25 protein-coding genes are annotated in these 24250 nt (G+C 41.2%); 19 read left to right on the top strand and 6 right to left on the bottom strand.

Translation table 11 applies throughout. The features are described 5' to 3' along the window. Positions 1 to 78: 78 nt before the first annotated feature. A complete protein-coding gene (lysA, locus tag VF06_RS34155; protein ID WP_099072243.1) occupies positions 79 to 1509 on the bottom strand; it encodes a diaminopimelate decarboxylase in 1431 nt (476 codons plus the stop codon). Between the two features lie 292 nt (positions 1510 to 1801). Between lysA and rimI the strand changes: the two genes are divergently transcribed. From rimI to VF06_RS34115, 9 genes are all read left to right on the top strand, one after another. Continuing rightward, complete coding sequence (gene rimI / locus VF06_RS34150; protein ID WP_099072244.1) at positions 1802 to 2380, top strand: ribosomal protein S18-alanine N-acetyltransferase; 579 nt, start codon at positions 1802 to 1804, stop codon at positions 2378 to 2380. A 476-nt stretch (positions 2381 to 2856) separates the two neighbouring features. Beyond that, positions 2857 to 5325 (top strand): ATP-dependent Clp protease ATP-binding subunit, encoded by a 2469-nt coding sequence (locus VF06_RS34145; RefSeq protein WP_099072445.1) that lies wholly within the window; start codon positions 2857 to 2859, stop codon positions 5323 to 5325. Between the two features lie 177 nt (positions 5326 to 5502). Next, positions 5503 to 6006 (top strand): DUF1877 family protein, encoded by a 504-nt coding sequence (locus tag VF06_RS34140; protein ID WP_244918204.1) that lies wholly within the window; start codon positions 5503 to 5505, stop codon positions 6004 to 6006. Between the two features lie 127 nt (positions 6007 to 6133). Next, positions 6134 to 6343 (top strand): type II toxin-antitoxin system HicB family antitoxin, encoded by a 210-nt coding sequence (locus VF06_RS34135; RefSeq protein WP_099072443.1) that lies wholly within the window; start codon positions 6134 to 6136, stop codon positions 6341 to 6343. A 3-nt stretch (positions 6344 to 6346) separates the two neighbouring features. Next, positions 6347 to 6541, top strand: coding sequence for a type II toxin-antitoxin system HicA family toxin (locus VF06_RS43570; RefSeq protein ID WP_257207670.1), 195 nt, complete (start codon positions 6347 to 6349; stop codon positions 6539 to 6541). Between the two features lie 41 nt (positions 6542 to 6582). Continuing rightward, entirely contained in the window at positions 6583 to 6645 is a 63-nt protein-coding gene (locus VF06_RS43565; protein WP_371411512.1) for a hypothetical protein, read from the top strand. Then, on the top strand, positions 6635 to 6862 hold the full coding sequence (locus VF06_RS34125) for a hypothetical protein (protein ID WP_371411481.1): 228 nt from the start codon (positions 6635 to 6637) through the stop codon (positions 6860 to 6862). Before VF06_RS43565 ends, VF06_RS34125 begins: the two co-directional genes overlap by 11 nt. 173 nt (positions 6863 to 7035) lie before the next feature. Then, on the top strand, positions 7036 to 7395 hold the full coding sequence (locus VF06_RS34120) for a hypothetical protein (RefSeq protein ID WP_099072441.1): 360 nt from the start codon (positions 7036 to 7038) through the stop codon (positions 7393 to 7395). Continuing rightward, positions 7392 to 7634 (top strand): DUF1902 domain-containing protein, encoded by a 243-nt coding sequence (locus VF06_RS34115; RefSeq protein WP_099072440.1) that lies wholly within the window; start codon positions 7392 to 7394, stop codon positions 7632 to 7634. The genes VF06_RS34120 and VF06_RS34115 overlap by 4 nt, the downstream gene beginning before the upstream one ends. Before the next feature lie 109 nt (positions 7635 to 7743). On the opposite strand, the gene aspS is transcribed toward VF06_RS34115, so the two are convergent. After that, positions 7744 to 9531: an aspartate--tRNA ligase gene (gene aspS / locus VF06_RS34110; protein ID WP_099072439.1), complete on the bottom strand. Its 1788-nt coding sequence runs from the start codon at positions 9529 to 9531 to the stop codon at positions 7744 to 7746. A gap of 470 nt (positions 9532 to 10001) precedes the next feature. Here aspS and VF06_RS34105 point away from each other — a divergent pair, with 470 nt between their 5' ends. The 3 genes from VF06_RS34105 to VF06_RS34095 all read left to right on the top strand — a co-directional run bounded on the left by VF06_RS34105 (position 10002) and on the right by VF06_RS34095 (position 14168). Beyond that, complete coding sequence (locus VF06_RS34105; protein ID WP_099076602.1) at positions 10002 to 12665, top strand: PAS domain S-box protein; 2664 nt, start codon at positions 10002 to 10004, stop codon at positions 12663 to 12665. Between the two features lie 14 nt (positions 12666 to 12679). After that, positions 12680 to 12850: a histidine kinase gene (locus tag VF06_RS34100; RefSeq protein WP_143861833.1), complete on the top strand. Its 171-nt coding sequence runs from the start codon at positions 12680 to 12682 to the stop codon at positions 12848 to 12850. A gap of 130 nt (positions 12851 to 12980) precedes the next feature. Further along, on the top strand, positions 12981 to 14168 hold the full coding sequence (locus VF06_RS34095) for a glycosyltransferase family 4 protein (protein WP_099072437.1): 1188 nt from the start codon (positions 12981 to 12983) through the stop codon (positions 14166 to 14168). Here VF06_RS34095 and VF06_RS39850 read toward each other — a convergent pair. The 4 genes from VF06_RS39850 to VF06_RS34085 form a co-directional block, all read right to left on the bottom strand. Further along, positions 14129 to 14287 (bottom strand): histidine kinase, encoded by a 159-nt coding sequence (locus tag VF06_RS39850; protein WP_100793712.1) that lies wholly within the window; start codon positions 14285 to 14287, stop codon positions 14129 to 14131. The two genes, VF06_RS34095 and VF06_RS39850, sit on opposite strands and share 40 nt — an antisense overlap. Before the next feature lie 68 nt (positions 14288 to 14355). Continuing rightward, the gene (locus tag VF06_RS34090) at positions 14356 to 15600 is read right to left on the bottom strand and encodes a glycoside hydrolase family 10-like protein (RefSeq protein WP_099072436.1); all 1245 of its coding nucleotides are present in this window, start codon (positions 15598 to 15600) and stop codon (positions 14356 to 14358) included. Between the two features lie 19 nt (positions 15601 to 15619). Continuing rightward, positions 15620 to 15829: a hypothetical protein gene (locus tag VF06_RS41660; protein WP_180267778.1), complete on the bottom strand. Its 210-nt coding sequence runs from the start codon at positions 15827 to 15829 to the stop codon at positions 15620 to 15622. A 135-nt stretch (positions 15830 to 15964) separates the two neighbouring features. Next, positions 15965 to 17095 (bottom strand): DUF8738 domain-containing protein, encoded by a 1131-nt coding sequence (locus VF06_RS34085; protein WP_099072435.1) that lies wholly within the window; start codon positions 17093 to 17095, stop codon positions 15965 to 15967. 437 nt (positions 17096 to 17532) lie between these two features. On the opposite strand from VF06_RS34085, the gene aroC reads away from it, so the two are divergent. The 7 genes from aroC to VF06_RS34050 all read left to right on the top strand — a co-directional run bounded on the left by aroC (position 17533) and on the right by VF06_RS34050 (position 23878). Then, the gene (gene aroC / locus VF06_RS34080; RefSeq protein ID WP_099072434.1) at positions 17533 to 18621 is read left to right on the top strand and encodes a chorismate synthase; all 1089 of its coding nucleotides are present in this window, start codon (positions 17533 to 17535) and stop codon (positions 18619 to 18621) included. Positions 18622 to 18749: 128 nt separating this feature from the next. Continuing rightward, the gene (locus VF06_RS34075; protein ID WP_099072433.1) at positions 18750 to 20543 is read left to right on the top strand and encodes a hypothetical protein; all 1794 of its coding nucleotides are present in this window, start codon (positions 18750 to 18752) and stop codon (positions 20541 to 20543) included. Between the two features lie 29 nt (positions 20544 to 20572). After that, positions 20573 to 21001 carry a hypothetical protein gene (locus tag VF06_RS34070; RefSeq protein WP_371411492.1) on the top strand — a complete coding sequence of 143 codons (429 nt, stop codon included), beginning with the start codon at positions 20573 to 20575 and terminating at the stop codon, positions 20999 to 21001. 82 nt (positions 21002 to 21083) lie between these two features. Beyond that, complete coding sequence (locus VF06_RS34065) at positions 21084 to 21338, top strand: SemiSWEET transporter (RefSeq protein ID WP_099072432.1); 255 nt, start codon at positions 21084 to 21086, stop codon at positions 21336 to 21338. A 96-nt stretch (positions 21339 to 21434) separates the two neighbouring features. Then, positions 21435 to 23048: a B12-binding domain-containing radical SAM protein gene (locus VF06_RS34060; protein ID WP_099072431.1), complete on the top strand. Its 1614-nt coding sequence runs from the start codon at positions 21435 to 21437 to the stop codon at positions 23046 to 23048. Positions 23049 to 23217: 169 nt separating this feature from the next. Next, entirely contained in the window at positions 23218 to 23406 is a 189-nt protein-coding gene (locus VF06_RS34055; protein ID WP_099072430.1) for a CPXCG motif-containing cysteine-rich protein, read from the top strand. A 19-nt stretch (positions 23407 to 23425) separates the two neighbouring features. Next, positions 23426 to 23878 (top strand): SRPBCC family protein, encoded by a 453-nt coding sequence (locus tag VF06_RS34050; protein ID WP_099072429.1) that lies wholly within the window; start codon positions 23426 to 23428, stop codon positions 23876 to 23878. The last annotated feature ends 372 nt before the right edge of the window (positions 23879 to 24250 follow it).

Genomic DNA, 24250 nt, shown 5'->3' with positions numbered 1-24250 from the left:
TTTAATTCAAAACTCAAAACTCAAAACTCCAAATTGATAACTTTCAACTTCTACTTCTTAACTTTTAACTCTTAACTTTTAACTCTTAACTCCTAACTCTTGATTTTTCAGTCTTTGGGGTAGGCGATCTTGCCGAATTAAGTCTTGATAAGTTTCACGTTGCAAAATTAAATTTGCTTCGCCATTCGCCACTACCACTGCTGCCGATCGCGGCAAGCGGTTGTAGTTAGATGCCATACTGTAATTGTACGCACCAGTTCCCATAACTACGAGAATATCTCCTGGTTCTGTCTTTGGGAGTAGAGCATCTTTAATCAGAATATCTCCTGATTCACAATGTTTCCCAGCAATTGTGACTGTTTGAGTTAGCTCAGAGGACATTTTATTGGCAACTACCGCGCGATAAACTGATTGATAAGTAATCGGACGCGGATTGTCAGACATGCCTCCATCAATTGCTATGTAGGTACGAATTTCTGGGATAACCTTCGATGAACCAATAGTGTAGGCTGTTACGCAAGCCGTGGCAATTAGCGATCGCCCCGGTTCGCAAAGTAATTTCGGCAAAGGCAAATTTTCAGCTACACAAGCTTCTTGAATCACCTCGCAAATCGGCTTCACCCACTCTTCAATACTAGGGGGATCGTCTGATTCTATATACTTAATTCCTAAACCACCACCGACATTTAACTCTGTTAAATTTAAACCATACTTCGCCGCATTACTGAACCACTGCACCATCAGAGCAGCTAAATCTCGATGGGGTTGACGCTCAAAAATTTGAGAGCCAATATGAGCATGTAACCCTACGCAGTTAAGGACGGATTGTTTACTGACAAAAGTAAATAATTCCTCTAGTTCATTGGGATGGAAGCCAAATTTACTATCTAATTGTCCAGTGCGGATATACTCATGTGTGTGACATTCAATACCCGGCGTTAGACGCAACAAAAATCTAGGCTGTAGATCGGGAGAATTTGCTGTCTCAACAATTTCCACCAAAGTACGTAACTCGTGCCAGTTATCCACCACAATAGTGCAACCGACTTCTGTGGCAAAAATCAATTCTTCACGAGATTTATTGTTGCTATGAAGATAGATTTTCTCAGGATTGACCCCTGCTTGCAGGGCGGTGTAAAGTTCACCACCTGATGCAACATCGATTCCTAAACCTTCAGAAGCAGCGATGGCGCAAACAGCTAGACAATTCCAAGCTTTTGAGGCATACAATACTTGAGATTCGCCTTTGTAGTATTGCTTAAAAGCATCTCGATATTGCTGACAACCCAAACGCAGGGTTTCTTCATCTAAAATATACAAAGGTGAACCAAACTGCTTAACTAGGGTTGTGACATCACACCCACCAATTTCCAAGAAGTCATGATTATGAACTCTGGCTGTTAAGGGTAAAAGTTCCTGATTAGGCGAGGAATTTGCGTTGCTGCTGCGCCTTTGAGGTAAATATTGACTTCCAGAATGTTTAACCCCAGTGGGGTGAGTCGATACCATAACTATAATTAATTGTCCTTGTTCAAAATACCGTGGTGAGTGAGTCTCTCGTTTCCCAGTTTACAAAGGGTTTGTAATCTTATTCAACTCCCTTGGAAAAGGCAACAGAGAACGAGCAAGCAGCAACAGCAAGAAAAGTTGATGGCTGGGGTTTGTTGCTCATTTCCTCTTTTGTTCAACAGGGTCTGAGTCACCCACCTACACGCAAGAAGCGTTGATGCTGGTTGACATTGCCCCATCATACGCAATCCCTGTTCCCTATTCCCTGTTCCCTATTCCCTCTTAATATAATGTGAGCTTATTAGATTTAGAAATTCAATTACTCAACAAACAGCATCTAAATGCATTGCTGCAACTAGATCGAGCTTGTTTTGGTGGTCTGTGGACAATGGAGGGTTACCAACGAGAGTTGGACAGTCCCAACAGCGATTTGCTGGGTTTATTTTCCTCTGTTTCTAGTCCCGCATTGCTGGGAATGGGTTGCTTTTGGTCAATTTTAGAGGAAGCTCACATTACAATTTTGGCGGTTCATCCCCAATATCAGCGCCAAGGTTTAGGACAGGCTTTATTATATTCACTCATTAAAACAGCCAGCGATCGCGGCTTAGAGCGAGCCACCCTGGAAGTGCGAGCTTCCAACTTAGGGGCTATATCTTTATATCAAAAATTTGGCTTCAAAACAGCAGGTCGCCGTCGGGGCTACTACCAAGATAACGGCGAAGATGCACTCGTTCTCTGGCTCAATGACCTGCAACACCCAAAATTTCAAACAACCTTACACCACTGGCATTCCTTTGTTAGCGATCGCCTGAGCAAATCTTCTTGGCAGTTGGTTTTTAAAGACGATGGGGCATTGGGCGTGGAGAAATAACGCAGATGGTGGACAAGGGGGACAAGGGAGAATAATAACTACCCAGTCAACAGTCACCAGTCAACAGTCAACACTCTAATGCCCCATACCCAATGCCAAAAACTTCAGCAAAAAAGTGTAACTGTCCTGCATCTTAATTTATTTAAATATTTAATTGAAATTTATTTTTAAATAAAAGATTTGTATATTAATATTTGTGTTTTGACATTAATCAAGAAAAATGTTAATAATAAATGTTTGGGATAAAGTAAAAACTCGTAAAATCAACAGTTAATTATTTGTCACAAATCCCAAAAAGGCTGGTGAACTACGGCTCCTCAGTACACTAGCTAGATGCAAGCAGTCAAAAGGTAGTAATTTCCGCATAAACCTAAATCATCAGCTTTGGATGTCTATAATCTGTTATACAGGCGTCCAAAAGCTTAGCCTGTGCTAAAATCAGCGTACCGGCACGACGCAGGTGATGGGATAAAGCCATGTTTGAACGCTTCACAGAAAAAGCCATTAAGGTAATCATGCTGGCCCAAGAAGAGGCCCGCCGTTTAGGCCACAATTTTGTCGGCACCGAGCAGATCCTCCTGGGTCTGATTGGTGAAGGCACCGGTGTGGCCGCGAAGGTGCTGAAATCAATGGGCGTCAATCTCAAAGATGCTCGGATTGAAGTTGAAAAAATTATAGGCCGGGGATCGGGCTTTGTGGCCGTGGAAATTCCGTTTACGCCACGGGCAAAGCGAGTTCTAGAACTCTCCTTGGAAGAAGCACGCCAACTGGGGCACAACTACATTGGCACCGAGCATCTGCTGTTGGGCCTAATCCGCGAAGGGGAAGGTGTAGCAGCCAGGGTGCTAGAAAACCTCGGTGTGGATTTATCCAAGGTAAGAACTCAAGTCATCCGCATGTTGGGAGAAACTGCTGAGGTTTCACCAGGCGGTTCATCTGGTCGGACAAAAACCCCGACTTTGGATGAATTTGGCTCTAACCTGACCCAAATGGCCACAGACAACAAGCTCGATCCTGTAGTAGGACGCGCCAAAGAAATTGAACGGGTGATTCAGATATTGGGTCGCCGGACAAAAAATAACCCAGTGCTGATTGGAGAACCAGGTGTTGGTAAAACCGCCATCGCTGAAGGTTTAGCTTCACGGATTGCCAACAAAGATGTACCTGACATCCTGGAAGATAAACGTGTAGTCACACTGGATATCGGTTTGCTGGTAGCAGGTACCAAATACCGGGGTGAATTTGAAGAACGGTTGAAAAAAATCATGGATGAAATCCGTTCTGCGGGTAACGTCATCCTGGTAATTGATGAAGTTCACACCCTAATTGGTGCAGGTGCAGCGGAAGGTGCCATCGACGCAGCCAATATCCTCAAGCCAGCTTTGGCCAGAGGTGAGTTGCAGTGCATCGGTGCGACAACCCTAGATGAATATCGTAAACACATCGAGCGGGATGCAGCCTTGGAACGCCGTTTCCAACCAGTAATGGTGGGCGAACCCAGTGTAGATGAAACAATTGAAATTTTATATGGTCTGCGCGATCGCTACGAGCAACACCACAAGCTGAAAATCTCCGACGAAGCATTGGTGGCGGCGGCGAAATTGTCAGATCGTTATATTAGCGATCGCTATCTCCCAGATAAAGCCATCGACTTGGTGGATGAAGCTGGTTCCAGGGTAAGGTTGATTAATTCCCAACTTCCACCCGCAGCCAAGGAGTTAGACAAAGAACTGCGTCAGATCTTAAAAGAGAAAGATGATGCAGTACGCTCTCAGGACTTTGATAAAGCCGGGGAATTGCGCGATCGGGAAATGGAAATCAAAGCCGAAATCCGAGCGATCGCTCAAAGCAAGGCTAATGCAACTGGTTCCGAACATGAAGAACCTGTAGTTACAGAAGAAGACATAGCCCACATTGTCGCTTCCTGGACAGGTGTACCGGTGAACAAACTCACCGAATCGGAATCTGAAAAATTGCTGCACATGGAAGACACCTTGCACCAGCGATTAATTGGTCAAGACGAAGCTGTAAAAGCAGTTTCACGGGCTATTCGTCGCGCTCGTGTCGGTTTGAAGAATCCCAATCGACCCATTGCCAGCTTTGTCTTCTCCGGGCCTACTGGTGTAGGTAAAACCGAGTTAGCGAAATCCTTAGCAGCTTACTTCTTCGGTTCCGAAGAAGCCATGATCCGCTTAGATATGTCCGAATACATGGAGCGTCACACCGTCAGCAAACTGATCGGTTCGCCTCCTGGTTATGTTGGTTATAACGAAGGTGGTCAACTAACCGAAGCCGTGCGGCGGCGTCCTTACACCGTGGTGCTATTCGACGAAATCGAAAAAGCGCACCCCGATGTATTCAACATGTTGCTGCAAATTTTGGAAGACGGTCGGTTAACTGATGCTAAAGGTCGCACGGTGGACTTTAAGAATACCTTGCTGATTTTAACTTCCAATATTGGTTCTAAGGTAATTGAAAAAGGTGGCAGTGGTATTGGCTTTGAATTTGCCGAAGATGTCACCGAGTCAGCTTACAACCGAATTCGCTCCTTGGTGAACGAAGAATTGAAGCAATACTTCCGTCCAGAGTTCCTCAACCGACTCGATGAAATTATCGTCTTCCGTCAGTTGAGCAAGCCAGAGGTGACACAAATCGCCGAAATTATGCTCAAGGAAGTATTCGGTCGCCTTACAGAAAAAGGTATCACCTTAGAAGTCAGCGATCGCTTCAAGGATCGTTTAATCCAAGAAGGTTACAGTCCCAGCTACGGCGCCAGACCATTACGCCGAGCAATTATGCGCTTGCTAGAAGATAGCCTCGCAGAAGAAATCCTCTCTGGTCGCATCAAGGATGGCGATGTAGCCTTAGTTGATGTTGATGAGAACGGCACTGTTCAGGTGAGCGCTCAAGAGCGTCGGGAATTGTTACCCCAAGGCGTTGAGTAAGATTTAAAATTTGAGATTTTAGTCTCAAATTTCAAGTTAAAAAACGGTAGAGTATTGATTACTCTACCGTTTTTTTGTGTGAAAATCTTGAGAGCTAATGTTGTATAGCTATTTTCAATTGAATGAAATACACCCCTTTTTGCTTCTTTCATTATTTTTATTGATATGGGTATCGAATTGAGTTACAGGCGCGTTACTCCTGAAGAATTTGAAAGATTACATCAAGATACTGCCTATGCCAGCATTTATTTCGGCGATTATATAGAAACAGATGAAGAGATTTATGTATATTTTGAAGCATTAAAAGCTAGCGATCGCTATCTAGACCTCGACAAATATTGGCAGTCACTTCACTTTTTATTCGCGGAAGAATTTCCATACGAACGCAAAACTAAGACTGAAAACTGGCTTCATAAAGTGTTTATGGGAGGAACCCCAACACAGTGGGAATCAACTTATGGAATGGTACGTTATTTCACAGCAAATGAAGTTCAAGAAATAACTAAAGTATTAAACCATATCTCTACCGACCACTTACAAAACAGTCTGAATAAATTATTTGAATCTCAGGAAATTAGAGCCTATATGGAGCCACATTATCTCCATTTATATACTCAGTTAGTTAAGTTTTTTAGTAGAGCCGCACAAGAAGGTGAGATAATACTATTATCATTTAACTAACTAAACAAGGCAAAAGTAAAAATTTTTGCTCTCAGAAAACCTGAGCTTTAGACTGATATCTCAACTTATTTATGGGAATTATCTTTTTACTTTTTAATTATTGTTCTCAAGCTGTAATGCTAAAACTATGAAAATTTTTACTGCAATTGTTGAGCGAGATTCTGATACAAAGCTTTATGTTGGGTATGTTCCCGGATTTCCGGGGGCACACTCGCAAGCAGAATCCTTGGATGAATTACAAGAAAATCTGCGTGAAGTAATTGAGATGCTTCTAGAGGACGAAGATTTAGCATTCGAGACAGAGTTTGTTGGTACACAACAAATTGCGATCCAATAAATTATGAGCAAGATACCCATTTTGAAACCGCAGGAGGTTGTTCGGATACTAGAAAGCCTTGGGTTTGTGGAGGTGCGTCAGAAAGGTTCACATAAACAGTTTCGCCACGAAGATGGTCGAGGAACAACGTACCTTTTCACAAGGGACGTGATATTTCACCTAGATTGCTACGGCAAATTGCAAGTGACATTGGTTTAACCGTTGAAAAAATGTTGGAGTAGTAAAAATAATACGGGGAGATAAAAATCAATGCAGACAACCAATACCACGTCATCCCCCGCACAAGACCCAGTGAAGAATAACTGGGAATTTACAGAAGTATGGATAGATCCAATGTTATCTCCTCCATACATTCTTTTATTGCTTTGCAACAGTAACGAAAACTGTCAAATTTACGATCCGGCGCAGGGTTATAAAGTTGTATTTTCTAGTAATGACTATGATGCAGCCAAATCATGGTTGCTAGAAGATGAGTATGAACCAGTTCAAGGTAGACTGTTAGCTGCGGAATTAGACTAAGTTACTAAAGAGTGCTGTACAGCAGTATCAGATTCGATAAAAGTTTTAATTTGAGAACGTTCAGTAATTGTAAAAAGAAAATCAAGGCAATCAGTCAAAAATTGAAAATGCCGTACCCTCAGCAGCAACAAACCCTACTGATTATGTAGGCTGAATTATTTTTGAATTAATTGATGAGCAAATTATTTGAAACCTTGCAAAAAATTAAATCTAAACCAGGGATGTATATTGGTAGGGCTTCTGTGAGTGATTTATTTCATTTTCTTGTTGGATATGAATTTGCTAGAGGAGAGTTAGATATTGAATCCACAGTATGGGAAGATGATTTCCATGAAAATTTTCAGTCTTGGGTACAGAAAAAATATCATGTGTCAACTTCTAACTCTTGGGCAAAAATTATCATGCTCCATTGTGGGAATGAACAAGAGGGTTTTAATACTTTTTATCGGTTGTTAGATGAGTTTCAAAATCGAGACAAAAGTTTAGAAGATCAACAGAAGGTAACTGCTAGTTATGAAGTCAGTAATAAATGACACAAATCACGTTTAAAGTTCAAGCTTTTTGGGACAAAGATGCTGAGGTTTGGGTTGCAACTACCTCAGATGTGCCAGGATTAGCAACAGAAGCTTCTAGTATAGAAATTCTCACGCAAAAGCTTCGAGTAATGATTCCAGAACTTATTGTTCTGAATGGAATAATACCTTCTGACTATGTAGGCTCAATTGCTTTTGAATTAATCAGCGATCGCCAAGAGTTAATTCATCTGGCTTAATCAATAGACTGGGTTATTGCTATCTTCGTAACGCACTTTAATTTGTTGGTGGTGCGTTAGCCTGCGGCGTAACACACCCTACTAATTTTTTTGCTTTCCTTGTGTTTTGTTACGATTTGGGCTTATATGTCGAAGCAACGTGTAATTCTTTGAGTTGCTTGACATCTACTCCAGAGGGTGCATCTGTTAACAAACAACGGGCTTGTTGCGTCTTGGGAAAAGCAATCACATCTCGGATGGATTCTTCCCCGGCTAGCAACATTACCAAACGGTCTAAACCGTAGGCGATGCCACCGTGAGGCGGTGTACCATATTCAAATGCTTCCAATAAAAAGCCGAATTTATTTTGTGCTTCTTCTGGAGACAAGCCGATGGCATCAAATACCTGTTGTTGAATTTCTCGCTGATAAATCCGCAAACTACCACCGCCAACTTCCACGCCGTTGAATACCAAGTCATAAGCTTGGGCGCGTGCTGTCTTTAAATCGCTCAAATCTTCAGGATGCGGCGCTGTAAATGGGTGGTGCAGTGCTTCGAGGCGTTTTTCGTCAGCGTTCCACTCAAACATGGGGAAATCTGTAATCCACAGCAAGTTAATTTTTTCTGGATCGATTAATCCAAATTCTCTAGCAATTACTTGCCGTAACCTATCTAAAGTTTTATTAACGGTGGCAGCATCACCAGCCCCGAACAATAACAAATGTCCAGCTTTAGCACCTGTGCGCTGGAGAATTTCCTGTTTTTGTTCTGCGCTGAGGTTGTCTTTAATTGCACCAATGGTGTCAATTTCGCCATCGTCTCTCACCCGGATATAAGCTAAACCTTTAGCGCCGGCTTCGCTGGCTTCTTTGAATAAATCACCACCTGGTTTAATACGGACATTAGAAATAACATCATTGCCGTTGGGAATCGGTAGGATTTTGACGATACCACCATTGATTACGGTGTCTCGAAAGACTTTGAAACCAGAGTCTTTAACGATATCCGAGACGTTGACTAATTCCAAACCATAGCGGGTATCTGGTTTATCGCTACCGTAGCGTTCCATTCCTTCAGCGTAGGTGAGACGGGGGAAAGGCCGTTGTAATTCAATGCCCTTAACCGTTTTGAAGATATGACAAACTAACTTTTCGTTGAGTTCGATAATTTCTTCTTGGGACATGAAACTCATTTCCATGTCCAACTGGGTGAATTCTGGTTGTCTATCGGCGCGTAAGTCTTCATCACGGAAGCAACGGGCAATTTGATAATATCTATCCAAGCCGGATACCATCAGCAATTGTTTAAATAGCTGTGGTGATTGTGGTAGAGCAAACCATTCACCGGGGTTGACGCGACTGGGTAGGATATAATCCCTAGCACCTTCGGGAGTAGAACGGGTGAGTATTGGGGTTTCGACTTCGATGAAACCTTCCAAATCTTCCAGGTAACGACGCATAGCTTTGACAATTTGATGACGCAGTTGCAAATTGTGTGCCATGCGTTCGCGTCGCAAATCTAAATAGCGGTATTTTAGCCGCAAGTCTTCCCTTACTGTTTCGCCATCGGCTATGGAAACTTGGAAAGGTAATTGTTTACGGACGGCGTTGAGGAGTTGAATTTTATCTGCGTAAATTTCTATCTCACCGGTAGGTAGACGGGGATTGAGGGATTCTTGGGGGCGTTGCGTTACCCTACCAGTGATTTGGACAACATATTCATTTCGCAGGGCATTTGCCTGTTCATAGGAATCGGGGGTGCGTTGCGGATCGCTGACGATTTGGACAATGCCAGAGCGATCGCGTAAATCTAAAAATATCACGCCCCCATGATCGCGGCGACGGTCTATCCATCCGTAAAAGGTAACAGTTTCTCCAATATGTTCTTTTCGGACTTCGCCGCAATAGTGAGTTCGCATAATTGTTAGTTTTTCTCTCTGGGGCTAGATTGGCAAATAAATGTCAAAGCTTCCCCATTATCTAGCATCAATAGTAATTGTAGTAGTTCCAGTTCCAGAAAAAACGGAATCATCTTATAGAGGGCAGGTCTTAACAAGGGAAAAAGGCTTGTGGGATTTTTGCATAGAACCGGTAATTATAAGTGATTAGTTAGTTATGATATAAGCCTATTGCTTATGTATCCTCTCTCGCCCCCGATCCTTGGGGAGATTTTCAACGGGGTTGCAGTATCTAAAACCACAGCAAATTGAGTGTTTGAGCAGAAGTTAACACCAATGATTATCCCTACACTCCTACAACCATCCCTAAGGCGCTTGGTCGCCATCACCGTGGAACTGACTTTCTGTTAGCTCAGCGGTTATTAAATGTGCTTTTAATGCAGGATTTCTAACACTGGCAATTATACTTTATTGTGGAAATTCAAAACATTATGAGTCACAACCAAGCGGATGAAAAAGTCTCTGAGGCAGAGCAAAAGTATCGCACCTTAGTAGAACAGATTCCAGGGGTTGTTTACATTTCACCGCTCAATACTACTGCCAAAGTTGCTTATATTAGTCCGCAACTGCAACAATTGTTAGGCGTGGCTCCCGAAGATTGGAATCCTAGTTTCTTCAATAGTTGGTTAGATTACACTCATCCTGAAGATCGCCATCGCCTTTGGCAAGCTGTAAATAGCACAATTTCCACTGGACAACCTCTGTGTATTGAGTATCGGATGATTAGGCATGATGGTAGTATGATTTGGGTACGAAACCAAGCCAATCTCATTCTCTGTGTAGATGGACAAACTCAAGTACTTCAGGGTTTAGTGTTTGATATTAGCGAACGAAAACAGGTAGAAGCAGCCCTCAAGCAAAGCGAAGCTCGTTATCGTGCTATTCTCGAAGACCAAACCGAACTGATTGCCAGAGGCTTACCTGATGGTACTGTTACCTTCGTCAATGAAGCTTTCTGTAGGTATTTTGGAATCAAGCGAGAAACAATTATTGGTCAGCACTACGAACCTATTGTATTTAAACAAGACAAAGAATATGTATTTGATTTAGTCAATTCCATTACCTTAGAAAATCCCGTTGTCACTTTTGAAAATCGAGTTATGGCTTGTAAAGAAGTGCGCTGGGCGCAGTGGAATGTTAGAGGTATATTTGATGAGGAAAATCATCTTGTAGAACTGCAATCGGTGGGACGAGATATCACCGAACGCAAACGTGCAGAACAAGCCTTAAGTCAAAATGAGCAAAAATTCCGTGCCATCTTCAATCAAACTATAGAGTTTATGGGATTGCTTCAGACCAACGGAATTGTTTTAGAAGTCAATCAAACAGCACTGGATTTTGCTGGAATTACACGAGAAGAAGTTGTCGGTCAATTATTTTGGGAAGCAAAATGGTGGACAATTTCTCCAGATACACAAGCACAATTAAAAAGTGCCATTGCTAATGCTACCAATGGGGAATTTATTCGCTATGAAGTTGATATTTGGGGTAGAGACGAACGAGTGATTACTCTTGATTTTTCACTACGTCCTATAGTTGATGAAACAGGGCGCGTGAGTGCCATCGTTTCTGAGGGACGAGATATTAGTGAATGGCAAGCCGCCCTGCGCGAACGCCACAAAGCCGAAGAAGCATTGCGCTCAAGTCAAGACTTTCTCCAAAAGGTTGCTAATACAGTACCCCATATTTTATATTTATTTGATCTATTACAAGGAACAAGTATTTATCTGAATCAGCAAAGTCTGAAAATTTTAGGTTATTCTCCAGAAGAATTTTGTCAAGCAGATCCGCAATGGTTCGTAAATTGTTTTCATCCAGATGACCAACATCTCTGCTATGACATAACAAATCGCTTCACCAACCTCAAGGACAATGAAGTGATGTCCACCGAATACAGATTTCGGCACAAAAACGGCCAGTGGCTTTGGTTGAATACCAGAGAAGTCGTCTTTGCCAGAGATGCTAACGGTACTCCAACGCAGATTCTTGGTTCAGTGGAAGATATTAGCACTCGCAAGCAAGCCGAAGAAGTGCTGCGACAACAAGCAAGAGGAGAAAGATTAATCACTGAAGTAACTCAACAGATTCGGCGATCGCTAAATTTAGAAGATGTTTTAAATACAACTGTAAATAGTATTCGAGAATGCTTGCGTTCAGATTGTGTAGCTATTTATCAATTAGCAACTGACTGTAGTGGTTATTTTGTTGCAGAATCCGTAGTTGACGGTTGTCCTCAGCAATTAAGAAATACAATTTTGCCATTTTGCATTCAAGAAGATTTTAGCCACTATTACCAGGGATTACCCAAAATTTTAAATAATATTCAACAATCTGATTTTTCAACCGACGTTTTTGAATTATTGCAACTTTATCAGGTGAAAGCTGCAATGGTGGTGCCGATTTTGAATGGGCAACATTTGTGGGGCTTATTAATTACTTATCAGTTTGCCACACCTCGTAACTGGCAGGCATTTGAAGTTAATTTATTGCAGCAATTAGCCTCTCAAGTAGCGATCGCCATTCATCAATCAGTACTTTACCAGCAACTACAAGCCGCCAACGAAGAATTACAAAGATTAGCTACCTTAGATGGCTTGACTCAAATAGCCAATCGCCGCCGATTTGATGAATATCTCGAAACTGAATGGCATCGACTCAAACGCGAGAAAGTACCACTGTCTTTAATTTTATTAGATGTTGATTTTTTTAAACCCTACAACGACACCTACGGTCATTTAGCAGGAGATAATTGTTTACAAAAAGTTGCCAGTGCGCTCTTAGATATTATTAAGCGTCCAGCAGATTTAGTAGCTCGTTACGGTGGAGAAGAATTTGCCGTAATCTTACCAAATACAGAAATTCAAGGCGCGATTCATCTAGCTCAAGCCATTCGACAAGCAGTACGCAACTTAGAGATTCCCCATGCCAAATCTGGCGTCTGTAATTATGTAACCGTCAGTCTCGGCGTTGTCAGCACTGTGCCAAATAGCGAACTGTCGCCCCAAGACTTGATTAATGCAGCCGACAAAGCGCTTTATATAGCCAAACAAGAAGGACGCGATCGAGTTCGTGCTGTTTGTTGTTCGCCTCTTTAGTGGGGGAGGGGGAGATGGGGAGATGGGGAGATGGGGAGATGGGGAGATGGGGAGACAAGGGAGACAAGGGAGACAAGGGAGACAAGGAGATCAGTTTTCCCCTCTGCGCCAATGCTCAATGCCCTATGCCCTATGCCCTATGCCCTATGCCCTATGCCCTATGCTCCATAGTTCTTATCCTTTGATAAGCTTTAACAAAATAACTGTTAAAAAATCTAAAAATATGAGTAAATACACTCAATAAGATTGGCAGACTTGTATTTTTAGATAAATCTAGTTTTTTAGATATTTGTAAAGTCTTGGGGAATCTAGCAGATGAAGATACTGGTACTGAGTTGGGAGTTTCCACCCAGGATAGTTGGAGGAATTGCACGTCATGTAGCTGAGTTGTACCCGGAACTGGTGAAGTTAGGGCATGAAATCCATTTGATTACAGTGGAGTTTGGTCAGGCATCCATGTATGAAGTGGTGGAGGGAGTGAAGATACATCGCGTGCCCGTGGGACATAGCAATGACTTTTTCCACTGGGTGGTGAATCTCAACGAAAGTATGGGACATCATGGCGGGAAGTTAATCTTAGAGGAAGGCCCGTTTGATTTGATTCATGCCCATGATTGGTTAGTGGGAGACGCAGCGATCGCTCTCAAGCATAATTTTAAAATACCACTAATTGCCACAATTCACGCCACAGAATACGGACGTTATAACGGTATTCATACTGATACGCAACGTTATATTAATGGTAAAGAAACAATACTTGCTTACAATGCTTGGCGGATTATTGTTTGTAGCGATTATATGCGACGAGAAGTAGAACGAGCGCTACACAGCCCTTGGAATAAAATTGATGTTATTTATAACGGTATCCGAGCCGAAAAAAAACGACACCACGAAGATTTTCACGCTCTGGATTTTCGCCGCCAATTTGCCAACGACGACGAGAAAATTGTTTACTACCTCGGTCGTATGACCTATGAAAAGGGTGTACCTATATTGCTCAATGCTGCACCCAAAGTTCTTTGGGAAATGGGAGGTAAAGTAAAATTTGTCATTGTTGGTGGTGGAAATACCGACCATCTCAAACGCCAAGCCTGGGATTTGGGAATTTGGGATAAATGCTACTTTACTGGTTTTCTCTCCGATGAATACTTAGATAAATTTCAAACCATTGCTGACTGTGCAGTATTTCCCAGCCTTTACGAACCCTTTGGAATTGTCGCTTTAGAAAGCTTTGCTTCTCGCGTTCCCGTAGTTGTATCTGATACAGGTGGTTTTCCCGAAGTAGTGCAACATACCAAAACAGGTATTGTGACTTGGGTAAATAATGCTGATTCTTTAGCCTGGGGAATTTTGGAGGTGTTGAGAAATCCAGATTATCGGCAATGGCTGGTGGATAATGCTTATGAAGATTTAGAGCAACGTTTTAGCTGGCCGAAATTAGCCAAGCAAACCGAAGAAGTTTATCAGCGAGTTGTGCAAGAGCGATCGCAAACTGGTTGGTAATATTGGGTATTGGGCATTGGGCATGGGGCATGGGGCATTGGGGCATTGGGGAAAACTGATCTCCCCTGCTCCCTTGTCTCCCCATCTCCCCCATCTCCCTTCTCCCCATACCTCCCCACCCCTGACTGATATAGAAATTAATAGAGGAAAATTCAATTCAAAAATTATGAATTAGAAATTATTAACTCTATGGCTTCCAACCTGCAAGTAAATTCGGGTATGTTGTTGGTGCGGGGAAAATTTTCTGGAAAGTATTTTGACGTTCTAGGGGCTTTTCTTTGCTCATATTCCAGAGAGTTTCATAGAAAAAGAAAGAGACACCAGCAAAGTTACGATCGCGTACTTTTTGCACTTGTGTTTGAATTTGTTGCATGGGTATAGATCTGTTTTTTAAACCAGCCAAAATACCAATGCTCACAGGAATATGGCTCTTTGCTGCCTTCACTTCTGGATATTCTAATTCACCGACAAAAACATTCAAATCATCCCGATAGATTTGCAAAACTAAATCTTCCACAATTCCCATCCGTTCCCACTTTTGCCAGTCTGCTAAAAAGTATTCGTAAGAAAAACGCTGAGGATTAGGTGCAACAGAAACAATACAATCTTTTTTAGTAGCTTTGATGGCTGTGAATACCCGCTTCATAAAGTCGGTGATTTTATTAGCTCTCCAACGTACCCATTCTGGATCTTTAAAATTTTTAGACGGAGCTTGATTGCGGTGTTCTTTTTTATAAAGTGCCACTGTATAAGCATCGTATCCTAATTCTGAAGGTAAGCCAAAATGGTCATCAAATTGGATGCCATCGATATCGTAATTTCTCACAATTTCAACAATTAAATCTTGAATAAATTGTTGTACTTCTGGGCGAAAAGGATTTAGCCAAACTCGGTCGTGTATGCCTTCTTTAACAATGCGCGTGCCATTGCTGCGACTGGTGAGCCATTGGGGACGATTTTTAGCCAATAGGGAATCTGCTGGTGCCATAAAGCCAAATTCAAACCAGGGAATAACAGTTAACCCTTTTTGGTGTCCCACATCCACAATTTCTTTGAGCATATCTCGCCCTTGTAGTCCGGGTGTGGGATCGAGCGATCGCCCAATGACTTTGGCTGCAACTTTGCTAGGATATAGTGTATACCCCCAATTCCAAACAGCTGGGTATACGGTGTTAAAATTTAGTTCATCAAGGCGTTGTAAAGATCCCTTGAGGCGATCGCGCTCGAACAACACATCACTGTCAATATTCGTTAACCACACTCCCCTTAACTCAGACGCTGGTAATCTCTGAGGAACAGTTTGAGCCGTTAAAGGCAACGAAAACATCACTGTAGCTACTACACTCAAAGTAGCCACAAGGACAAATAACCCCGATTTTCTGCCTTGGTGAATATTCCAAAACCCAACACACCACTTTACAAGCCTTTTCATCATCTACCACAAGTACGATCTAATTATCGTTTCGATTGTATGGCCAATATTGGGTATTGGGCATTGGGTATGGGGCATTGGGCATTGGGCATGGGGCATTGGGCATGGGGCATTGGGCATGGGGCATTGGGCATGGGGCTTTGGGCACTTGTACTGAGCGTAGTCGAAGTATTGGGCATTGGGCATTGGGCATTGGGCATTGGGCATTGGGCAGAGGGGAAAAACTCATCTTTCCTTTCCCCTTTCCCCTTTACCCTTTCCCCTTTACCCTTTCCCCTTTCCCCTTTCCTTTACCCTTTCCCCTTTCCCCTTTCCCCTTTACCCTTTCCCCTTTCCCCTTTACCCTTTCCCCTTTCCCCAATCACTATTGAGCGCTAGCTGTAATCTGATTCCAAGCTTTAATTACTACTTGTAAATTGCTTGGCAGATTATTTTGAGAGATGTCGTTGTACTGAACTGTATTTTTTTGGCTGGTGAGAGTGTAGGTGATATAGTCAGCAGCACCACCAGGTGCAGGGTAACTGAGATTGCGGAATTGAGTGAATTTATAACGTTCTAGCGATCGCAAAAATTGTCTCACCTGTTGTACAGAAACACGGCGAACACTACGCTCAGAATCGTTAGCATCACCAATCCGCACGCGAATCAATTGTCCATTTCTGAGTAAAACAGTCTCGTAGGTTGTACCAGCAAATCCCCCACTGGAAATTTGCCGAAATACTACATCGCGATCCAAAGGTGGTGGTAACTCGCTGACTGGAATCGTTACGGGTGTTAGTGTGCTTTGGTTAGGTTTTTGATTGAGCCTAACTACCGAACCTGTCTGATTGGTGTGATAAACCAAGGTTTGTTGGCGTCCACTAACAACAACTCGCCAGCCTGGTACTAAGGCTTGGGTACAGAATTCATCAGGATTCGCTAATTCTAAACAGCCATTTCTCCAAGTTTGTTGTTGAGATTCAACAATCCTTAGCTGAGAAATTGGTTGTTGCAAACGTTTGGATGCAGCCTGCAAAACAGCATTTTTTATAGATGTTGGTAATTTATCTGAAGGAGTATTTGCCGAGGCTAAACGTAGCGATCGCCCGTTGCTATCAGTATGATAAATCCAATTTTCTCTACCATTAGACACCACAACTCGCCAACCAGAAACTAAAGCTTCGGTGCAGGCTTCATCAGGTTGGGGTAATTCTAAACAACCATTACTCCAAGTCTGTTGGTTATAGTTAGTAATTTTCAGTTCTCTAGTTGAAATTCCCTCTCTACTAGCTAAATCTTGCAGCACCGCATTAGCTACTGGACGCGGCAAGCGATTTGATTTAGTATTGTCTTTAGAAACATCACTACTTGTTTCTAGAGATAAATTTGCAGAAGCCGCTCTAGCATCTTTGATGAGTGTTAAACCACTGCTAACAGATAAAATACCAGTTAAAACCAAAGCAGTAAAAATTTTTGCTTGATTTTTAATAAAATAAGAATGCACCGCAATCTTCATACTCATACACCGCTATTTGTCAATAGTTATAAAGCTAACAAATAATATCTAGCCACTCAGCATAAAAAGCTATACAATCCCATAGCTTTATAAGTTGGGATTTGCTTAATGTTTTGCCTTTTGAAGCAGATATCAAGAAAGACGCTAATGTCATGATTGTTTGTTCCTGAGCGAAAAACCGTTGGGGTGTGAGTAGGAAGTGGAGAATAGAAAAAGAGATAGCTCAAAAATTAGCGATCGCTCCTTGAGGTGGTTTCCTTGGTAGGAAATCAGCGATTAGCAGACGGGCGAGGCTGGTTGCGATTACATGATATGTGTTGGGCTGCCGATTTTATCACTCAGTCACTTTATTGATAATGACAAGACCCATAACCGAGGGGGGCTATTTTCCACTAAAGTGGATAGATAAGCCTCACCCTTTTTCCTCACTCAATATCATGGGTAACACTTTTGGTCATCTATTTCGGATTACTACTTCTGGCGAATCTCACGGTGGTGGCGTGGGAGTTGTGATTGATGGTTGTCCTCCACAACTAGAAATTTCAGAAGCAGAAATCCAAGTAGAACTGGATAGAAGGCGGCCGGGACAAAGTAAAATTACAACACCTCGCAAAGAAGCGGATACCTGCGAGATTTTATCAGGGGTGTTTGAGGGCAAAACTTTGGGAACGCCGATATTAATTTTGGTGCGGAACAAAGACACTCGTCCACAAGATTATGACGAGATGGCACAAAAATATCGTCCTTCCCACGCCGATGCCACTTATGATGCAAAATATGGAATTCGCAATTGGCAAGGTGGGGGTAGGTCGTCAGCACGTGAGACAATTGGCAGAGTAGCGGCGGGTGCGATCGCTAAAAAAATTCTGCGCCAAGTTGCCAATGTGGAAGTTATTGCTTACGTCAAGCGCATCAAGGATTTGGAAGGTGTAGTGGATGCAAATACTGTCACCTTAGAACAAGTGGAAAGCAATATCGTCCGTTGTCCTGATACTGAGTGCGCCGAACGCATGATTGAATTAATCGAGCAAACTAGCAGACAAGGCGATTCCATTGGCGGTGTAGTAGAATGTGTGGCGCGAAATGTCCCCAAAGGTTTAGGCGAACCAGTATTTGATAAATTGGAAGCTGATATTGCTAAAGGTGTCATGTCTTTACCTGCTAGCAAAGGCTTTGAAATCGGTTCTGGTTTTGGCGGGACGCTGTTAACAGGAATTGAGCATAACGACGAATTTTATATTGATGAAAATGGCGAAATTCGCACCGTAACTAACCGTTCTGGCGGTATTCAAGGGGGAATTTCCAACGGCGAAAATATTATTTTGCGAGTTGCTTTTAAACCCACAGCAACAATTAGAAAAGAACAAAAAACAGTAACTCGTGAAGGTGAAGAAACGGTTTTAGCCGCCAAAGGCAGACACGATCCTTGTGTATTACCGCGTGCAGTTCCAATGGTTGAAGCAATGGTGGCGTTGGTATTGTGCGACCATTTACTACGGCATCACGGTCAGTGTAAAGTACTGTAAAAGTATACTGCGGTTAGCAGTGAATATTTCTGATTCTAGGGTGGATAAGGAAATCCCCCCTTTGTTACTTATATTGTTATAGTAGCGGATAATACCTTTGTGAAGGTGCGATCGCCTCTACTATGAATATGGACAAAGAATCTGAAAATCGGCTGAAACACTTCGCTGCACTAAAATCTAAATACCAAGCTAGTAATTATCAAGATTCATCACCCTCTAGTCTGCTATATCTCATACTCCGAAAAGTTGACTTAGGAATTCAACTTAGTGATTTAGAATTTAATTGGTTGGGAGAGACTAAACTTGAGGATACTTTAGAAGCTATTAAGCAAGAGCAACAACATAAAGTACAAGAATTTGGAAATCTAGAATTTGAATTTTCCAAATTAAAGCCTAAGTACAAAGCCACAAATTATAATGTTTCCTGGGAATCTAGTCATCTGTATTTCATTCTTTTGAAACTTGAGTCAGGAAATTTACTTAGTGATTCAGAAATAAAATGGTTGAGAGCAAATAATTTATATGAAACCAATAAGATTGCTCAAGAAATAAAACTATTTGCTCAACTTAAATTAAAATACAAAGCTACTCAATACCAAGACTCATATCCTGATAATAAACTTTTTAAAATACTCAAAAAACTAGAGTCAACAGAACGTTTAAATGATTCTGAATATAATTGGCTTATTGATAACAAATTATTGGAAGTAGCAGAGATTTTTAAGCAACAAGAGTCAGTAAAAGAAGCTCATTTTTTTAATTTAAAAGATAAATACCAAGCAAATCAGCACTCAGATTTATCATTATCTAGTCCACTATATAGCATACTTCAAAAAATTGATGCAGGACTCGATTTAATTCAGTCACAAATTCATTGGTTAGAACAGCAAGGACTTAATCAAACAATTACCATTGCTCGCGAATTGCAACAAAAGCGAGAATTTGCTGCTTTAAAAGTTAAGTATAAAGCAACTGATTATCAAGATTCATCACCTAAAAGTCACCTATATAAAATTCTCAAAAAAATTGAGTTGTCTAATGAGTTAGGTGAACAAGATATTAACTTCCTTCAAAAACGCAAGCTGAATGTGATTATAGAAATTGTCAATCAAAAATACGCTTCTACCCTAAAATATAAGGTAGATTTAGGAGAAGTACTTAATGAATCAGAAATTCAGTGGTTAAAAAAGAATAAACGTGAAGATATCATTATTTTTGCTCAACAAAAGCATTTTGCTATTCTCAAGAGAAAATATGGTTTGATAGATCCTGCTCTTACAATAGAACCATTTTATACAATTATGGTAAAGCTAGAGAAACAAGAACGTTTAGACCCGATTTTAGTAGCTCAACTAATAGATGAAAATTTATTATCTCGTGATGGCAAAATTGCTATCGGACATTACAAACTAGAAGCAGAATTTTATGAGCAGGAAATTCAGCGTACTGGGAATAAATGGCATATACCCAGTGCTAGTAGTTATTGGCGTAAAGCCAATGAACCAGAACAAGCATTAAAAATTACTAACTTGGATTTAGGAAGAATCAAAGAAAGTAATCTCAAATCAGCCATTTTAGTAACTAGAGGTGCAGCATTCAGAGATATGGACAACTTAGCTGATGCTGAAAATTGTGCCATCAAAGCTATGAAGTATCAGTCTAATAGTTATCAGCCCTATACTTTAATGGGAGCAATTTGTTATGACCGTGGTAACTATGTTAAAGGTGACTATTGGTTTGAACAAGCCATACAACGCGGGGCTAAAACTGAAGATATAGATGATGAACTCAAGCGAGTATTCCGAAGTACAAAAAATGAGAATAAACGACATGAAGCCGCAGAATATTTACTTAAAAAAGATTCAAAACGCTACTCTTGGGCTAAATCTTATCTCAAAAAACCGTTAGAAAATCATAAATAAACTGGGTTGCATCGCTAAAATTCTAAGAAATGACTAGATTCATTCATGACCAATTTGCCAAAGACTACCTCGAACAATTACTAACTCCCTATGGTGAAGTTCAAGCACCCCGACGAGTTTCAGGAGAAGTGAGACAAATTGACGTTTATTTCATTCCTAAATCACAACCAAGCACTATTCCAGATACACTAGGTATATTAGGTCAGTTTGCTGCTACCGCATCGTTATTCGAGCCTTTTCGTAATGCTGCATCCGCTACAGAAATTTGCGATTGTCTTTTAAAATTATTAGAGGTACGTGGCGATTTACAACGACAAGCAAATCGAAATAACACTCGGATTATCGAATCTAATTTACCAAAATTATGGATTCTTACTCCTACAGCATCAGCCCAAATATTATACTTTTTTAAGATTGGGGATAAATTAAAAAATTTTCCCCATTTTATTTTGTCCTAATTTTACTTAGTGATACAGTATGATAAAAATCGGTTGTGAAATTTTTCAACAACTCAAAATTTAATTTTATAGGTTTGCTTAGATGGACTTTTTAACAGTTCTAGGATTAGCAGCAGCTACATTAACTACCATCGCTTTTTTACCACAGATGTTTAAAACTTGGCAAACCAAATCAGCAAAAGACGTTTCTTTTGTGATGTTGATTACATTTATTAGCGGTGTTTTTTTATGGCTAATATACGGAATTTATCTGAAAGCATTACCAATTATTCTTGCTAACAGCATTACTTTGCTTTTTAATTTGATAATTCTATGGCTTAAAATTAAATATAGGTAAAATAAATTCTCATCCACCTGCTAGAGTTGACTTCACCGTGTAGGTGTGATTTCTACGAAACTAACTAGATTTATTCAAACATTTATAAAAAAGCCCGTGATATCATCTGTATTTAACTTAGAACGCCTTTTATTTACACCCACTACTCCAGATACCAACGCTATCCCTTTAATCTTCGCCTTTCCTAATGAATACAGCGTCGGAATCACTAGTCTTGGCTATCAGGTTGTTTGGGCGACTTTGGCAATGCGTGATGATGTGCAAGTAAGTCGTTTATTTACTGATACTCAGGAACAACTCCCTAGAAATCCTGAAATTGTGGGATTTTCTATTTCTTGGGAATTGGATTATGTGAATATTCTCAATTTGCTGGAATCTTTGGAAATTCCCATTGTGGGAAATTCTCGCGATGATTCTCATCCAATAATATTTGGTGGCGGGCCAGTTCTCACTGCTAACCCAGAACCGTTTGCAGATTTTTTTGATGTCATTCTATTGGGAGATGGCGAAAATTTACTCGGTAATTTGATTGAAGCTTACAAAGAAGTCAGAAATGCTTCTAGACAAATTCAACTCCAAAGATTGGCACAAGTACCAGGTATTTATGTTCCCAGTTTATATGAGGTGGAATATCAAACAAAAGATGGTGCAATCAAGTCTATTCAGCCAATTTACCCAGAAATTCCCGCAGTGGTGCAAAAACAAACTTACCGAGGAAATACTCTCTCAGCATCGACTGTAGTCACTGAAAAAGCCGCTTGGGAAAATATTTATATGGTGGAGGTGGTGAGGAGTTGTCCAGAAATGTGTCGTTTTTGTTTGGCAAGTTATCTGACATTACCTTTTAGAACTGCGAGTTTAGAAGGTTCATTAATTCCAGCTATTGAAAGGGGTTTAAAAGTTACAAATCGGCTGGGATTATTGGGTGCTTCTGTAACTCAACATCCAGAATTTTCCGAGTTACTAGATTATATTAGTCAGCCAAAGTATGATGATGTGCGTTTGAGTATTGCCTCAGTACGCACCAACACTGTAACAGTCCAACTAGCAAAAACTTTGGCGCAACGAGACACGCGATCGCTTACCATTGCCGTAGAAAGTGGTTCCGAAAAAATTCGGCAAATCATCAACAAAAAACTGCACAACGATGAAATTATCCAAGCAGCCATCAATGCCAAAGCTGGCGGACTCACAAGTTTAAAACTCTACGGAATGGCGGGAATCCCTGGGGAACAACCAGAAGATTTAGAGGAAACTGTGGCGATGATGCATAGTATTAAAAAAGCTGCACCAGGATTGCGGTTAACATTTGGCTGTAGCACTTTTGTACCCAAATCACATACACCATTTCAATGGTTGGGAGTCAATCGTCAAGCAGAAAAACGCTTGCAACTTTTACAAAAACAACTAAAACCCAAAGGAATAGAATTTCGCCCAGAAAGCTATAACTGGTCAATCATTCAAGCTTTATTATCCAGGGGCGATCGCAGGCTTTCCCAACTTCTGCAACTAACTCGTAACTTTGGCGATTCCTTGGGTAGCTACAAACGTGCTTTCAAACAACTCAAAGGACAAATCCCCGACTTAGATTTCTACGTCCACGCCGATTGGTCAACAGAACAAGTATTACCCTGGAGCCACTTGCAAGGGCCTCTGCCACAGTCTACACTACTAAAGCATTTGACTGATGCTAAAAGTTATTTCAACTAATCTAAAAAGGGAGATGGGGGAGATGAGGGAGACAAGGGAGTAGAAAAAGCAGGGGAGGCAAGGGGAGAATAACTAATGCCCAATGCCCAATGCCCAATGCCCAATGCCCAATGCCCAATGCCCAATGCCCAATTGCCCAATTGCCCAAAAATTCATACCTGAAAACTTGATGCAAACCACAGCTGAGTATTACTGCGCTTATTGCGGCGAACCAAACTTAACTTTTATTGATTTGACTGCTGGCGGACAACAATCCTATGTAGAAGATTGCCAAGTTTGCTGTAACCCAAATATTTTGTATGTCCGGGTTGATGAAGACACCCTAGATATTGAGATTGATACTGAATCTGAAAGTTGAATTTTAGGTTTTTCTTTCCATGCTGCATTTTAAACATTCCTCAGTCATTAATGCACCACCAGAAGTAGTTTGGAAATTTCACGAAAGGCCAGACATTTTAAAACTGTTAACTCCACCTTGGCAGCCAGTTCAAGTAGTCCGTCGGGATGGAGGGCTTGATGTAGGTGCTATCACAGAATTTCGCTTGTTTCTCGGCCCGGTACCTTTAACTTGGCTAGCACGTCATATTGAACATGAAAAATATCGTTTGTTCGTTGACGAACAGATATCAGGCCCTTTTGAATCTTGGATACATCGACATGAATTTGAACCAGAAGATAGCGGTAAAACCAGGCTGACTGATGCTATTTCTTTTTCAATGCCTGGTGGAGAAACAGTGGAATTTATCAGCGGTTGGTTAGTGCAAGCACAACTAGAAGCAATGTTTCGCTATCGTCACTACATAACCAAACGAGAATGTGATTTAAGTTGAAAAATCAAAGCGATCGCTTCATTCTTTAGGCTTGCTTTTAATTTGAAACTAGAGATAGATAGCGCTCAATCAATGGGTAAGTACCATGAAGGATGTAATTAGTTTCTTCAGGAATATTAACAATGGTACTCAATACTGCTCGGTTAAGGAGAAATAGAGGTAAAACAAAGAAAATTTTGTTCGCGAATGTTTTACGCGAACAAGATGATTGGACTTACTTTTTCTCTTTGAGGCTATCGTACAAGTCCACCCAATTTTGACGAAGAGAGTCGATGCAGGAAGTTAAGTGATCGATTTGAGTTCTTCTAGCCACAGAGAGGACAGCATCAATATGAGCAGGGCTTCCAGCCTTACCCAAATGCTTATATTTGC

Source organism: Nostoc linckia z4 (genome assembly GCF_002608075.1).
GTDB lineage: Bacteria > Cyanobacteriota > Cyanobacteriia > Cyanobacteriales > Nostocaceae > Nostoc > Nostoc linckia.
Note: the sequence above shows the minus strand (reverse complement) of the source record. Positions and strands in the feature narration are given on the sequence as shown.

Coding starts and splice junctions, on each gene's coding strand:
- lysA (WP_099072243.1), bottom strand. CDS start 1,509: ATGGTATCGACTCACCCCACTGGGGTTAAACATTCTGGAAGTCAATAT.
- VF06_RS34145 (WP_099072445.1), top strand. CDS start 2,857: ATGTTTGAACGCTTCACAGAAAAAGCCATTAAGGTAATCATGCTGGCC.
- VF06_RS34135 (WP_099072443.1), top strand. CDS start 6,134: ATGAAAATTTTTACTGCAATTGTTGAGCGAGATTCTGATACAAAGCTT.
- VF06_RS43570 (WP_257207670.1), top strand. CDS start 6,347: ATGAGCAAGATACCCATTTTGAAACCGCAGGAGGTTGTTCGGATACTA.
- VF06_RS34120 (WP_099072441.1), top strand. CDS start 7,036: ATGAGCAAATTATTTGAAACCTTGCAAAAAATTAAATCTAAACCAGGG.
- VF06_RS34115 (WP_099072440.1), top strand. CDS start 7,392: ATGACACAAATCACGTTTAAAGTTCAAGCTTTTTGGGACAAAGATGCT.
- aspS (WP_099072439.1), bottom strand. CDS start 9,531: ATGCGAACTCACTATTGCGGCGAAGTCCGAAAAGAACATATTGGAGAA.
- VF06_RS34105 (WP_099076602.1), top strand. CDS start 10,002: ATGAGTCACAACCAAGCGGATGAAAAAGTCTCTGAGGCAGAGCAAAAG.
- VF06_RS34100 (WP_143861833.1), top strand. CDS start 12,680: ATGGGGAGATGGGGAGATGGGGAGATGGGGAGATGGGGAGACAAGGGA.
- VF06_RS34095 (WP_099072437.1), top strand. CDS start 12,981: ATGAAGATACTGGTACTGAGTTGGGAGTTTCCACCCAGGATAGTTGGA.
- VF06_RS34090 (WP_099072436.1), bottom strand. CDS start 15,600: ATGAAAAGGCTTGTAAAGTGGTGTGTTGGGTTTTGGAATATTCACCAA.
- VF06_RS41660 (WP_180267778.1), bottom strand. CDS start 15,829: ATGAGTTTTTCCCCTCTGCCCAATGCCCAATGCCCAATGCCCAATGCC.
- VF06_RS34085 (WP_099072435.1), bottom strand. CDS start 17,095: ATGAAGATTGCGGTGCATTCTTATTTTATTAAAAATCAAGCAAAAATT.
- aroC (WP_099072434.1), top strand. CDS start 17,533: ATGGGTAACACTTTTGGTCATCTATTTCGGATTACTACTTCTGGCGAA.
- VF06_RS34075 (WP_099072433.1), top strand. CDS start 18,750: ATGGACAAAGAATCTGAAAATCGGCTGAAACACTTCGCTGCACTAAAA.
- VF06_RS34070 (WP_371411492.1), top strand. CDS start 20,573: ATGACTAGATTCATTCATGACCAATTTGCCAAAGACTACCTCGAACAA.
- VF06_RS34065 (WP_099072432.1), top strand. CDS start 21,084: ATGGACTTTTTAACAGTTCTAGGATTAGCAGCAGCTACATTAACTACC.
- VF06_RS34055 (WP_099072430.1), top strand. CDS start 23,218: ATGCAAACCACAGCTGAGTATTACTGCGCTTATTGCGGCGAACCAAAC.
- VF06_RS34050 (WP_099072429.1), top strand. CDS start 23,426: ATGCTGCATTTTAAACATTCCTCAGTCATTAATGCACCACCAGAAGTA.